Raw genomic sequence first — 13,841 nt, forward strand, 5'->3', positions numbered from 1 at the left:
GTACATCGGAAGAAAAATTATTTACAAATTATCGAGATGGCCTTTGATAAACACATCGCTGCACTTGCTATCGGAACCTTTTGTCTCGGCGCGGCAGAGCTTGGAATTGTTCCCGTACTTGCAGATATCGCCCGGGATCTTCATGTGACGATTCCTCAGGCCGGTTTGTACGTTTCGGCCTATGCTGCAGGCGTCTGCGGCGGAATTATCGGCCTCCTGCTCTTCGGACGGGACGCTAATATAAAAATAAATTTATTAATCGCAGCCTGTCTTATTCTTTGCGGAAATCTCGGCGCCAGCTTTGCGCAAAGTGATATTGAGATGCTCGGAGCACGCTTCGTCTCCGGAATGCCTCACGGGATTTCCTTTGCTCTAGGAGCCGTTGCTTGTGAAAGATTAGCCGAACCGGGAAAAGCGTCTCGAGATGTTACCTTGATGGTCCTCGGGCAGACTTCGGCAAACTTTTTAGGAGTTCCTTTGGGCGCCTGGGTAGGCTTTGCTTTTTCCTGGCGCTTTATTTTTATAGGGATAGCTTCGCTTGCAGCCGTTCTCATAGTTGCCCTTTGTTTTTGGCTTCCGTCTCTCCCGGTAAAAAAGCAGCCTCTCACCCGAGAAATCGAACCTCTCAAGCATCCGTGGCCATGGATCATTTTGGGAGGTGTAGCGCTTGGCAGCGGCGGTTTTTATGCTTATTACTCTTATGCCGATCCAATTATGGAGACCATTACGCACCTGCCTGCTGAAGAAATGACATTAGTGATGATTGTTGCCGGGGGCGCCATGTTCTTCGGTAATCTGGCTTCTGCCCCTTTAACCAAACGGTTCAGCGATGAAGCCCTAGTAGCGTTCGGGCAGACTCTCATCGTTATCGCAACTTTATGCGCCCTCTTCTTTTCCGCAAACAAGTACACCGCCGTCTTCTTCCTTGCATTAGCCGCATTCGGGTACTACTTCTTAGCCGGTCCGATGCAGGCTCTGATCATTCAAGGCACTAAAGATGCGAAGATTATTATCGCCGCCCTTGGTCAAGTCGCTTATAACAGCGCTAACGCTATCGGTGCTTGGCTGGGAGGAGAAGCTATCAAAGTTTCAGACTCCTCAATAACATGTGCCATCCCCGCCAGCGTTCTAGGTTTTGCTTCCGCCGTTCTATTCGTCAGTATTTTTTTCTATAGCCGAAAAAGAACGAATCAGCTGACAGGTCGCTGAGCACAGAATGCGATTAATTTCTTCAACTTCGTTAATAAATAAAAACAAAAACGAACCGTGTAGTATTTCTAAGTATGCTAATTTATGCAGAACACTCTGCCTCCCATGTTGGGGAGTCAGGAAACGGGTCGGTTGATATCAGTGTTAGGATTACCCTATCTCTCCGAGGACAACCAGTCTTCGCTGACCCTATTTAGTTTTTTTAAAAAAGGAAATAAATTATGGGCTTACAAAGTGTTGATGACGCCAGCTACGTTGACCAAGTTTTGAATGCAAAAGGCGTTGTAGTAGTTGATTTTTGGGCTCCGTGGTGCGGTCCATGCGGTATGTTAGGACCAGTTCTTGAAAAAGCAGCAGAAACTCTGCCGGAACACGTCAAGATCGTTAAATACAATGTTGACGAATCCCAAAGCGTTGCTCAGCAACTCGGAGTACGTGGTATTCCTACTCTTGCCGTTTATAAAGACGGCCAGCTCCTCGCCCAGCAAGCCGGCATGATGAATTCTGCTCAATTTGCCGCTTTCTTAAAACAATTCGTATAAAATCCTGCCTGCGGCTTAAGTTCTCTATTAAGCCGCAACACTCCCTTCCTTTTAACAACACCTCGAAATCTATCTGTGGATTTCGTTTCAGATAATGCATCTTTCAGAACTCAAGCAGAAACACGTTTCCGAGCTATTAGACATTGCTTTGGAATTAGATGTTGAAAATGCCAGCCGTCTTCGCAAACAAGAATTAATGTTTGCAATCTTGAAAAAAAGAGCAAAGGCTGGTGAACAAATTTTTGGTGACGGTACCTTAGAAGTTTTACCGGACGGCTTCGGTTTTTTACGTTCTCCGGTTTCTTCCTATCTCGCCAGTCCTGACGACATTTACATCTCCCCTTCTCAAATACGCCGCTTCAATCTGCATACAGGCGACACAGTTGAAGGTGAAGTCAGAACGCCAAAAGACGGAGAACGCTACTTTGCGTTAGTTAAAGTCGATAAAGTAAACGGTCTTCCTCCGGAAGAGCTCAAGCATAGAATTCTTTTCGAGAACTTGACTCCGTTATTCCCTGATGAGCCTCTGAAACTTGAAAGAGATATTAGAAGCGAAGAAAATCTCACCGGCAGAATCATCGACATCATTGCGCCGATCGGTAAAGGCCAGCGCGCTCTTTTAGTGGCTTCTCCGAAGAGCGGTAAAACAGTCTTGATGCAGCACATCGCACATGCTATTACCGCCAACTATCCGGATGTTGTTCTAATGGTTCTTCTGATTGATGAACGTCCGGAAGAAGTTACGGAAATGGAACGTTCAGTTAAGGGCGAAGTTATTGCGTCCACTTTCGATGAGCCCGCAACCCGTCACGTTCAAGTGGCCGAGATGGTTATCGAAAAAGCCAAACGCTTGGCAGAAAGCAAAAAAGACGTTGTCATTCTTCTCGACTCCATTACACGTTTGGCCCGCGCCTACAACACCGTTGTCCCAACTTCCGGCAAGGTTTTAACCGGCGGCGTGGATGCCAATGCTCTTCAAAGACCGAAACGCATTCTCGGCGCCGCCCGTAAATTAGAAGAAGGCGGTTCCCTCACCATTATTGCTACGGCTCTTAACGAAACCGGCAGCAGAATGGATGATGTTATCTATGAAGAATTTAAAGGTACCGGCAACATGGAAATCCATCTTGACCGCAACCTTTCCGAAAAACGTGTTTATCCGGCTATTAACGTCCGTAAGAGCGGTACACGCCGTGAAGAACTTCTTCTTGAACCATCAGTTCTGCAGAAAACTTGGATCCTTCGTAAGATTCTTTACGAAATGGATGAAATCCAGGCTATGGAATTCTTGGTTGACCGTATGAAACCAACTAAGAACAATGCCGAATTCTTTGAAATGATGGGCAGACGAGGTTAATTGAATACCAAAGGCTGGAACTGATGTGTTCCAGCTTTTTATTTTGGAACAAATTCTGCAGAGGACCAAAGGAATTCGGCCCCGACAGCCGCTTCAATTTTTCTTATCAATTTGATTTTTCTCTGCGAAACTCTGTTTTTAAACTTGCCTTTTTTCCAGGAAAGAGAGATAATTCGCGTTTGTTTTTATTCATTTTAGGCACGTTCTGGCATACCTAGCGTAAGACTGGCAATGGTCAGCGGTTTCGTAAGGCGAGTGGCGACCGATTTATTTAAGGTTAACAATGAAAACCAATATTCATCCGCAGTATCGTGAAGTTGCCTTCACAGACATGTCCATCGGCAAGACTTTCATCATCCGCTCCACAGCTGATGCCCGTGAAACAATCGAAATCGATGGTGTTACATATCCTCAGGTCAAGCTCGATACATCCAGCGAGTCTCATCCTTTCTACACCGGTGCTCAGACACGTATCGTCGAAGCCGGCCGTGTAGAAAAATTCCGTCAGAAATTTGCTGCTAAGAATGCCGCTCTCAACGCTTCTGCTGAGCAGGCTAAGGCAGCCAAAGCTAAGAAGTAATTTAGCGGCGGAAAGTTCCGATAAGGTAGCTACGGCTGCCTTATTTTTTATATATAGTTAGTAATTTATATATTCTTAACTTGTGAGATTCGAGTCATATGCTCAGTGAACGCTCTTCTCCAGCTGTTGTGAGCGCTGCCGCGGCACATAAACTGCCTCGGTATGCTTTACTAGCACTCTTAATCTGTTTCATCGCTCCCTTCCTCTTATCGCCTCAGCTGTTAGGGAGTAAAAATCTCACTAGTTTCGGCATTGCCTGGACGATGGTCAACGGCAGCCTGTCCGACTGGCTTATCCCGAACATCACAGGCCAGTATATTTATGACACCGGCCCTCTCACTTCTTGGGTCAGTTCATTGTGCATCTTAACTTTTGGTCAAATTATCGGTCCGGTTCGTGCTTTTCATCTAACCTCCGGCCTTTGGTTTGCCATTATTACCGCCTGCATCTGGTATTCCACATATCTTTTAGCCCGGAGAGACGAAGCTCAACCCGTCAGTTTTGCCTTCGGAGGCGAAGCCGCCAGAAAAGACTACGGTCGTGTCGTGGCGGATATTACTCTGTTGATCACAATCGGTACTTACGGCTTGTTAGAGCCTTTTCATGAAATTTCTCCGACAACTACCCTTCTGGCTGTAGCGTCTATTTGTTTCTTCGGTATTGTTCTCAGCCTTGAAGATCTTAAGAGAGGCTCTCTTTTAGCAGGCCTGGGCATCGGCCTCGGCGCCCTAACAACGACTATCGGAGCCAGCATCTGGCTTGCATTTGCGACTTGGGTAGCCTACATCTTTACCCCGGACTATACCAGCCGCTCAAAACGCGTTCTCACTACTTTCGTGACGGCTCTTATCGTTACTTGTATTTGGCCTGCATTTGTATTCATTTTTGTACCGGACCAAGCCTCCGTCTGGTTTACCAACTGGCTCCATTCCAGCACGAAAGAGTTTTCTCTTCTATCTATTACTCAATATCCATGGCTGTTAAAGAATATGGCATGGATAACATTCCCGGCTTGGCCGTTTGCCATTTGGGCAGTATTCGCATGGAGAGGCAGCCTTAAGTGTGCACCAATCTCCGTTCCACTTAGCTTTCTTTCGATTTCTTTGTTCTCCATCCTCTTTACCGGGCTGGAACCGAGAACCACGATGTACTGTTTGGTTCCATCGCTTGCCGTGTTAGCAGGTTTCGGGATTATCAGCGTTAAAAAGAGCAAAGAAAACATTTTGGATTTGTTCTCCGGCATTGTCTTTACCATCGGCCTCATTGTCGTTTGGATTTACTACTTTGCTTGGACGACAGGCTACTTTGCTAAGATGGCTTATTCTTTGCGCCGACTTGCTCCTGCTGTTACCCCGGGAACATCGTATCTGCTGTTAGCAATCGCAGCTGCCGCTACTCTTTTCTGGCTTGCTGTCGTCGGCTGGAGACTATTTAAGCATCCGGTGGTTGCATGGAGAGGAACTTGGCTTTCTGCCTGCGGTTTGACAGCCTCTGCTATTGTAGTTTGTTCACTTTTCCTGCCGATTTTCAACGGCGCAAGAACCATGGAATACACGGTTGCCGCCATCAAGACAACTTTTGATGCCAACAGCAAACCGGGCGACTGCATTGAAGCCATTAACCTATCCAGTTCGGATCGTGCCGCGTTCTACGCTTTGGCCAATCTTCCGTTTGGAAAACCAGGTCAGCAGTGCACTTTCGCACTAAAGACAATCGATTTCGGCGGCTCTCCCGCCGGTGCCGTAACCGATAAATGGGAAGTTCTTACCAACGTTCCGGGCCGTCCCCGTTCCGACGAGCGATATCAGCTTCTCAAACGTTTGCCTTTCTAGATACTGATTTAAGTTTTATGTCCGTTACACCGACACGATTAACGCCGCCATCGACTTCGTATTGGTCCATTATCAAGCTTTCCGCGCCTATTTGGGTTTCCAATTTAGCAATTGTCGGCGGAAGCACCATCGATACTTTGATGGCCGGTCACTTAGGTCCTACGGATCTTGCCGGTGTTGCCATCGGTATTGCCGTTTCTATCTCAATCTTTGTCGGTTTAGTGGGAATTATGCAAGGTTTGTCACCAATTGCAGCTCACCATTTAGGCGCCGGCAAACACGAAAAAATCGGCCCCGAACTCCACCAGACTCTTTGGATTGCCGTTTTTCTGTCCATCATCGGCGTTTTAGTTATGACGTATACGCCGTTATGGATGAGTTTGACCAATGCACAAGGCGAGACGGCAAAGATTGCTTCCCTATACCTCATTATCAATGCGATTGGACTTCCCGGAGCCATGGCTGGACGTGCTTACTTGGCGTTGAATGCTGCAGTGTCACGTCCGAAGATTGCTATGTGGATTTCCCTGCTAATGCTGGCGTTAAAAGCTCCCTTTAATGCCCTTTTCATGTACGGTTGGGGACCGATCCCTGCATTAGGAGGCGCCGGATGTGCAGTCTCCTCTGCCCTTACTTCTTGGCTCACCCTCTTATTATTCTGGGGGATTTGGCATTTCGACAGTTTCTATGTCCGCATGAGATCGGAAACGTTCTCATTGCCGAATTGGAAGATCATGGCGGCTCAGCTTAAGCTCGGCATTCCTATCGGTCTGTCGGCATTCTTTGAAGTGACGTCATTCACGTTCATGACAATTTTTATTTCCCGTTTAGGAGAGGTTACAGTTTCGGGTCACCAGATTGTTGCTAATTTAACTTCTCTTTTCTATATGCTTCCGCTCTCCATCGGCGTAACCGCTTCTGTTTTGGTCTCACAGAGTCTTGGAGCAGGAAGCGCGGAGTCTGCACGGAGAGCTACGTTTAATTGTCTAAAATTCGGCATCTGCTGTGCGATTGTCGTTTCATTGATTCTATATTTCTTCAAATATTTCTTTGTAGAACTCTATACAGACAATACCTCTGTCATTGCCATCTCAGCACTCTTGATTCCTTTTGCCGCGTTCTATCACGTCTTTGACGCCATTAACTGCATTGGGTCTTTTGCCATGAGAGGGTATCGCATCACGGTTGCTCCAATGGTTCTATACGGAGTATTGCTTTGGGGCATCGGCTTAGGATTAGGAAGTCTTTTGACGTTTACCGATACATTAACCGCCGCACCGCTTGGCGCCAGAGGCTATTGGAGTGCTATCACGATTGGTTTGACGATGTCGGGTATTGTTGTCGGATTCCTCGCCGTCATGGTTGCAAACAATACTGTTAAAGGTAAAAAGGTCTGGCTTAAATAAATCAATTTCCTCATAGCTGAGTCCGCTTTTTTCCTTAAAATCAGAAAAATCTGAGGAGGAAAAAGTGGACAACAAATTAGCTTTAAAGGAAGAAATACTTCTCCTGACTAAACAGCTCTGTGCAATTGCTTCCGTTTCGACTGACGCAGAAAAGGAAAATGAATGCGCAGAGTTTACTTTTAACTATCTCTCGTCTATTAAACCGGCCTCTCCGCAGACAATAGAAGCAAAACTAATTCCTTGCGAAAAAGATCCTTGGAATCGAAAAGCTGTTCTCGGTTTTCTTTCTTCTCCGCAATCTCAGAGGCGTACGATTTTGCTTACCGGACACTTTGATGTCGTCGCTACCGATGTTTGCGGAGAGCTCAAATCTCAGGCATTTGAACCGGACTTGTATACAGAGCTCCTACGAGAGCGTTCGCTTAATCCGGAAGCTAAAAAAGATTTACATTCTGGGAATTGGCTTTTTGGACGCGGCGTCATGGATATGAAGGGAGGACTTGCTCTCTTTCTGGCCATGATCAAAGAATATGCAGAATCCGGCTGCGGAGTCAATCTCTTGTTTCTAGCCGTACCTGATGAAGAGAACAGTAGTGCCGGCATGCGAGGCACTATCCGCAAACTAAATTCCTTTATCAAAGAAAAGAAACTGGATGTCCTCGCCGCTTTTACCGGAGAACCTTGTTTCCGGACCACTCCCAATGCATCGGGCCAATCATTCCGTCCCTATTACACCGGCACAACGGGAAAAATCATGCCTTTCTTTTACTGCGTCGGGAAGGCAGCGCACGTCAACGATTACTTTCAAGGCCTCAACTCGGTTCTCTTAGCTTCAGAAATCGTGACGAAGATGGAAGCGAATCCGGCCTTCCTTGAAGGACAAGGTAGTTGGCTTCTTTCTCCTCCTACCTGTCTGGGCTTCGAAATTAGAAGAAACGGTTATTCAGTCACGCTCCCTGAAAGAACCGTTTGCTATTTCAATCTTCTAACTATAGAAAAAACTCCTCAAGAAATCTTATCCTTCTGCGTGGGGCTTGCCCAAGATGCCGCAAGTTCAACTTTAGAAACTTTAAAGACATCCGAAGAAACTTTTATTCGAAGAGGAGGAACATCGAGCCCCCTTCCGAAGATAAAAGTTCTCAGCTATTCCGAACTTCTGAATAAAGTTAGGGCTCAGTTTAAAGACAACGAAACCTTCGATCGGACGTTAAAGAAAGAACTGTCATCGAGACAAGATTCTTTCGATGAACGGGAACAAGCCATCCGAATCACTGAAGCGATTATCTCTTTGAGTCATTCAAGTGAGCCTCAAATTGTAGTTGGTTTTCTTCCGCCCTATTATCCGCCGAGAATTAATAAGAGAAGGAATGAAAAAGAAAGTAGAATCAAAGACCTCCTTCTTGAAGTGATTGCCAAGAGTAATCATTTGGCGGCCGATTCCGACAGCACTTTCATAGAGGTATTCGGAGGCATCACTGATTTGTCCTATCTTGGATATGAAGGAACTCCCAAAGACTTAGAATTCATTGCGGATAATCTTCCGGGATGGGGCGAAACTTTTTGGATTCCCATTCAAGAGTTAACGGAGCTAAGCATTCCAATTGCTAATTTAGGCCCTTCCGGCAAAGATGCTCATAAGATGACCGAAAGACTTGAGCTGGATTATTCTTTAAGAACCGCACCAGAGCTGCTTAGATTTGCCATTGAGAAATTAAGCTAACTCCAGTTGTGGAATTCTTGAGCTCAGGATGTTATTTAACCTTTGAGAGACTCTTCAATCCATTTATCCAGCTTGTTCAAGGCTGAGGAAACTTCAGAACTCGAGCTGTAGAAATGCGGCTCGATTGTTGCCTTTGGGCAGAGCCTTCTGATATCTTCTATGGCGCCTCTCGGACTTGAACTGCCGGAAGTGATGAAAGGATGAATTCGTTTGCCATCTAACGGATGATCTTTGAGAAAAGTTCTCATTGGAACATCTAAGCCGCCCCACCAGTATGGACCGCCGACGTAGATGTCTGTATAGCCGCTCAGGTCCGGAATTTTTGTAGCAATTTCTCTTCGTGCATCCGAACGAATCTCATCTCTTGCCAAATAGGTCATGTCATTGTAGTTTTCAGCGTATGGTTTAACGAGCTCTAAACGGATTATCGGATATCCTGTCTTTTCGTGGATTCTTTGAGCTAGACCGAAAGTATTTCCGGTTCTCGAGTACACAACGATTATTCCTTTGCGGACGTTTTGTGCGGACACTGGAAGAATGCTTAGAGCCGCCGCTGAAAAAACCGTTCCTATCACTTGTCTTCGCTTCAACATAATTTTCTCTTTGACTTGAGTTACTCAGAAAAAAGGTAAAAGTTCTCCATCATCAGGCAAATGCCTAATGTCTTTATTTGGAAGAGTTAACGTAGGCCAGCAGCTCCGTCTAAAAACGACTTTTGATTTAAGCCAAATTCACATCCTTCGTCTTACAAATGAGATGAATGTGAATTTACGCAACCGCTTGCTGACTCCGTCAGCCGGAAGACTTCTTTCTGTGCCTCTTTGAGATTGAACAGGAAGAAGTAATTATTAACTTCAGAGTTATTCTTTTCTCTTTAGAATTGACGCACGGCCGGGCTCTTCTTCAATGATTTCTCCGTAATCATCGGCAAGAATCGAACCTGACAGCGGATTCTTAACGGAAAGAACCGAGCCACGGATTTCAGCACGTACCGATGATTCTTCAAATGCAAGATCGGTGTTTTTCATCGTGCAATTCTTAAGAATAAGATCCTTTGCAAAGCACAGCGGCTGAGTTCCTTCTATTTCACAGTTTTCCAAAACCAGATTAGTAGAAAACCAACCGAGGTATTCGCCTTTAACTACGGAGTTTCTTACCGTGACGTTTTCGCTATGCCAGAAGGCGTCTTTGGTATCTAAAACAGAGTCTTCAATAACGATATCCCGGCAGTATTGGAAGGAATATTTGCCTTTCTGCTTCACATTCTTCAAGTACAAATCTTGAGTATCCAAGAACACATACTCGGCTTCCAAAGTCGAATCGTTTACTGTAATTCCTCTGCACTTCCAGCCAAACTCAGGAGAGTTGATAAGGCAACGCTCTAAGAGAATGTTCTGGCAGTCGCGAAGAGCTTTGATGCCTCCTAAAACAGAATCTAAAATTTTGCCGTTAAAACAGTACCAAAGGCCAGCTCTTGCCCTCTCATCAAGACTGCACTTCCATAGCTCAAATCGATCAGCATGCCAGAGCGGATATCTCAAGGAGAAGGAACAGTTCTCAACCAAAATGTTTTGAGGATGTTTAAGCGGAGACTCTCCATCGGTCGGTCCGGCAAAAATACAGTTTCTCAGAGCCGTGTCTTCCAACTTGCACAGAGCTCTTTCCATGTCAAAGCTTTTTCCGTTTATTTCATGGTTCAACATTAGGATTAATCCTTTGAAAAAAATCTTACCTTTCTGCTTCCCGATTCCTTTATGGCTTTCAAAGCTTCCGGAGATAAGGTTCCCAAAGAATAGAGACCGGTAGAGGGGCAAAAATCTTTGATAAATACGGCGAGGTTCCCCCAAGGAGCGTAGTAAGTCAAATCTCCGGTCAATGGAGTAAAACCATTTGCTGCGCCAGCCGGAGTTAGTTTTTTTGTTAAGTACGCTATCCTCTCAAAAGCGCCGTAATCCTCAAACTTCAATTCTTGGGGAAGCTGTTTTAAAAATTCTTTAGCTTCTTGACTGTCATTTAAGCTGACAGAATATTCTTTTCCGTCACATTCCAAGTAGATTTCTGCAGCCATACTATTACCAAAAATAAGAATACCAAGCAGGGTGACCAATAATCTGATTGTTTTCATTTTCAACTCCATAGGGGAGGGATGAAAAAATTTTAGGACTTCCTGCAAAGAATGTGAAATACTTATTTTAGATAGTATTTATTATTTTTATGCATAACTACCAAAAGGCCGCAGAGGTTAAATTCTGCGGCCTTTTCTTGGATTAGCTATCTTTAAAGAAGCGGTTTAGTGTCTGTTGTTCCTGCCAAAGCCAGTGCTGTGAGAAGAATCAGTTTCGGACCAAGTTCAGTCTTTTCAAAAACAAAATGTTCTTTCAAAGTATGAGCTCCAATCCCCTTTCCTCCGGAGCAAAGGCAAGTTGAAGGAATATTCAAACTCATCGCCGCGTTAGCGTCAGTTGAAGACAGTCCGTAGTTCGTCAATTCAATGCCCAAAGCTTTTTGGGCTGCGCGGGCAGACTGAAGAACAGGACAATCATGCGGACGCAAGCCTGCAGGACGGTTTCCGATTTGAGTGGTCGTCACCTTTAAGTGAGTTTCCGGCAAAGCATTCGGCCATCTTGCATTTTCTTCCTTAACGGCTTTCTCAAAAGCTGCCAGAACGGCGTCTTCGACCTTCTTCAATTCAGTATTGCTCGTGCTGCGAATATCTACGTCCACTTCGCAATGTGCAGCAATTGTGTTGACTGTTGTACCGCCCTTGATTGTTCCGATAGTAAAGGTTGTCTTCGGATCCTCCGGAACTTCAATCTTGGCGATATCGGCACCTGCACGGCAAACTGCATGAATAGCACTCGGAGTCTTTCCAAATTCTGCAAATGAATGGCCTCCGGGACCATCCACTGCAATTCTCCAACGGTGAGAACCGACAGCTCCACGAAGAACGCGGCCGACATCCGTGCTATCGACAGCGATAAAGGCGTCTAATTTGGTATTAGCACACAAGAACTTAGAACCGCGGATATCTCCGTTGCCCTCTTCGCCTACAGTGCCAACAAACAGAATGTCTTCATCAGTTTCGATATTGGCTTCATTCAAAGCTCTCAAGACCTGAAGAAGTGCTCTTAAGCCGGAGCAGTTATCACCGATACCAGGGGCCCAATAGACATTTCCTTCACGGCGAACCTTAACATCGGTTTCGGCCGGAAAGACTGAGTCCATATGAGCGCCGATAGCAATCGTTTTAGCTCCGGTTTTGCCTTTACGGCGTCCAAGCACATTTCCAATGCCGTCTTTACAGACATCTGTAAGACCGTACTGTTTCATGCGTTTAACCAATTCGTCAGCTCTCTTTTCTTCTTGGAAAGTAGGAGCGCTGATTTCGCACAAATCGACTTGTTCCTGCATTGCCAATTCAGTTTGGTCCTGAATGCAGCCTAAGGCTTTTTCGACTTGGTTATTCTTCAGAAGAGCAGCAATAGTATTTGTGTACTGTTCAAGAATAGGAGGATGATTTGTCATAAGTCTTCCTTTTTAGCACAAGAAGTACACAGAGATTAACATCACCACAGCTGCAGGAGCAGTTCTCTTAACTACTTCAACAGGAGAAACAGCTGCAATACCGGAAAGAAGAATGATACCGCCGGCTAACGGAGAAGCCTGACGGCCGATACCGGCAGCCATCATAGCTAAGTAACCTAAGTTATCAATCTGCATACCGAATTTAGCAGCGTGAGGTGTAACAGCTTCGTTGAAAGCAAAAGCTGCAGCGTCGCCGGAGCCGGTCAAGACTGCTAATGCGAATGGTCCGATGGAACCACCGAGTTTTGCAACTTCATTGGCGTGGGTCAGATAGTTAACGAACACTTCGATGACGCCAGCTGCGCGCAAACCAGCGGCGAAGACACCAGCGGCAATGATGATACCTAAAATCTTGGCATAGCCATTACCCATACCGGCGAAGAACTTCTTAGTTACTTCTTCAGGGTTGGAACGTGTAACGGCAAGTGCGTAGAAAGTACCGATCAACATAGCTGTTGCGACGGACATCTTCAGTTCTTTGAACCAGATAGAAGCAACAACCAAGAGAACGACAGGAACGATAGGAGCAATTGCGAAAAGAATGTTCGGATGTTCAACTTCGTTGGATGCTTTTTCAATTGCCTGCTGAGTATTGGCAGCAGCCTTAGAGAAGTCACCCAGTACAAAGCAAGTAATCGTAATGCAGATAATGCTGATTAACCCTAGCGTTACAGTGGTTGAAGCATGGGCGCCGATGAATTCCATGATATCCATGGAAGCCAGCTTAGAGATAAACGGGTTATGAGAAACGCCAGGGTTCAAATATGCGGGCATCATGCATCCGCCGACAGCAGCCGCGGCCATTGCAGGTCTGAAGCCAGCTCTAATCATGATAGGAATCATTGTCGGACCTACAGCGGCACTTAACCCAGCCATAGATGGGATAGCTGTAGAAATCACGCTTGTGACGATCATACAAGCCGGCAATAAGAAGAGACCTAATTTCTTCAAAGGCTTCATTAAGAGGCTTACAAGATGAATATCACATTTTGTTAATGAGATAACTGCAGCAAAACCTAAAGCAGAGCAGATTGCGATGATCAAGCTGCCGTTTGTCATAGACTTATCAAACTGCTTGAATGCCACCATTGGCTGCAATGAGATAAAAGCCATTACGAAACCGGAAGTTAAGAGCACTAATCTTGTTTCGTATCTCTTAATCAATGCGTAAACTGTCGCTATTACAACGGCAATAGCGACCCAGAATGTCCAGGTCATTTCCTTTCTCCTTGAGTAAAAAAGTTGTTAACGTCTTATTGGTTGAGTATCACGAAGGAGTATAGACCGATATTTCTTCAGTCGATATAGAGCTTTATCCTGAGAAAAAATGCCTTTTTTGGGAGAAATTTTGTTTTGTCCTTGACTTTTTTTAATAATTAATTTTCTATATTCCAAAAACGACTTTCATAATACTGAAACGAATCTCGAAAAAAATCGAGTAGAGGGTTGGGTTGCCCGGTCCCCCTCTCACAGCACCCACCGTACGGTTCCGTAGTGGGCGCTTCACTAACAAATCGCCATAAAGCGGAGAGAATACAACCCTAATCTGGCAAAACGGCGGTTCTTGATGGTCAGGTTCATGTGAGCCTGGCCCGAATTCCACCATGTGA

General features: G+C 45.5%; 13 protein-coding genes. 8 read left to right on the forward strand and 5 right to left on the reverse strand.

The window, feature by feature from the left end; genetic code table 11:
- Positions 1-36: 36 nt before the first annotated feature.
- The 7 genes from ACYQ4O_RS07890 (at position 37) to ACYQ4O_RS07920 (ending at position 8,646) form a co-directional block, all read left to right on the forward strand.
- On the forward strand, positions 37-1,209 hold the full coding sequence (locus tag ACYQ4O_RS07890) for an MFS transporter (RefSeq protein ID WP_460175258.1): 1,173 nt from the start codon (positions 37-39) through the stop codon (positions 1,207-1,209).
- A 221-nt stretch (positions 1,210-1,430) separates the two neighbouring features.
- Complete coding sequence (trxA, locus tag ACYQ4O_RS07895) at positions 1,431-1,751, forward strand: thioredoxin (RefSeq protein ID WP_308515109.1); 321 nt, start codon at positions 1,431-1,433, stop codon at positions 1,749-1,751.
- Positions 1,752-1,845: 94 nt separating this feature from the next.
- Positions 1,846-3,108 carry a transcription termination factor Rho gene (gene rho, locus ACYQ4O_RS07900; protein WP_066593477.1) on the forward strand — a complete coding sequence of 421 codons (1,263 nt, stop codon included), beginning with the start codon at positions 1,846-1,848 and terminating at the stop codon, positions 3,106-3,108.
- A 283-nt stretch (positions 3,109-3,391) separates the two neighbouring features.
- Positions 3,392-3,688 carry a type B 50S ribosomal protein L31 gene (locus tag ACYQ4O_RS07905; protein ID WP_066593479.1) on the forward strand — a complete coding sequence of 99 codons (297 nt, stop codon included), beginning with the start codon at positions 3,392-3,394 and terminating at the stop codon, positions 3,686-3,688.
- Between the two features lie 98 nt (positions 3,689-3,786).
- Positions 3,787-5,520 carry an ArnT family glycosyltransferase gene (locus ACYQ4O_RS07910; RefSeq protein ID WP_460175259.1) on the forward strand — a complete coding sequence of 578 codons (1,734 nt, stop codon included), beginning with the start codon at positions 3,787-3,789 and terminating at the stop codon, positions 5,518-5,520.
- A gap of 17 nt (positions 5,521-5,537) precedes the next feature.
- Entirely contained in the window at positions 5,538-6,926 is a 1,389-nt protein-coding gene (locus tag ACYQ4O_RS07915; protein ID WP_308515104.1) for an MATE family efflux transporter, read from the forward strand.
- Positions 6,927-6,990: 64 nt separating this feature from the next.
- The gene (locus ACYQ4O_RS07920; RefSeq protein ID WP_308515102.1) at positions 6,991-8,646 is read left to right on the forward strand and encodes a M20/M25/M40 family metallo-hydrolase; all 1,656 of its coding nucleotides are present in this window, start codon (positions 6,991-6,993) and stop codon (positions 8,644-8,646) included.
- 35 nt (positions 8,647-8,681) lie between these two features.
- On the opposite strand, the gene ACYQ4O_RS07925 is transcribed toward ACYQ4O_RS07920, so the two are convergent.
- Entirely contained in the window at positions 8,682-9,239 is a 558-nt protein-coding gene (locus ACYQ4O_RS07925; protein ID WP_308515100.1) for a flavodoxin, read from the reverse strand.
- 67 nt (positions 9,240-9,306) lie between these two features.
- Here ACYQ4O_RS07925 and ACYQ4O_RS07930 point away from each other — a divergent pair, with 67 nt between their 5' ends.
- Positions 9,307-9,471 carry a hypothetical protein gene (locus tag ACYQ4O_RS07930; RefSeq protein ID WP_308515098.1) on the forward strand — a complete coding sequence of 55 codons (165 nt, stop codon included), beginning with the start codon at positions 9,307-9,309 and terminating at the stop codon, positions 9,469-9,471.
- Positions 9,472-9,506: 35 nt separating this feature from the next.
- Here ACYQ4O_RS07930 and ACYQ4O_RS07935 read toward each other — a convergent pair whose 3' ends face one another.
- The 4 genes from ACYQ4O_RS07935 to dcuC form a co-directional block, all read right to left on the reverse strand.
- Complete coding sequence (locus tag ACYQ4O_RS07935) at positions 9,507-10,349, reverse strand: DUF3737 family protein (RefSeq protein ID WP_308515096.1); 843 nt, start codon at positions 10,347-10,349, stop codon at positions 9,507-9,509.
- Between the two features lie 5 nt (positions 10,350-10,354).
- The gene (locus ACYQ4O_RS07940; RefSeq protein ID WP_460175260.1) at positions 10,355-10,771 is read right to left on the reverse strand and encodes a cyclophilin-like fold protein; all 417 of its coding nucleotides are present in this window, start codon (positions 10,769-10,771) and stop codon (positions 10,355-10,357) included.
- Between the two features lie 152 nt (positions 10,772-10,923).
- The gene (locus ACYQ4O_RS07945; protein WP_308514784.1) at positions 10,924-12,171 is read right to left on the reverse strand and encodes a M20/M25/M40 family metallo-hydrolase; all 1,248 of its coding nucleotides are present in this window, start codon (positions 12,169-12,171) and stop codon (positions 10,924-10,926) included.
- A 12-nt stretch (positions 12,172-12,183) separates the two neighbouring features.
- Entirely contained in the window at positions 12,184-13,449 is a 1,266-nt protein-coding gene (dcuC, locus tag ACYQ4O_RS07950; RefSeq protein ID WP_460175261.1) for a C4-dicarboxylate transporter DcuC, read from the reverse strand.
- Between the last annotated feature and the right edge of the window lie 392 nt (positions 13,450-13,841).

The sequence above is a fragment of the Turicimonas sp. TL08 genome, from assembly GCF_054660695.1.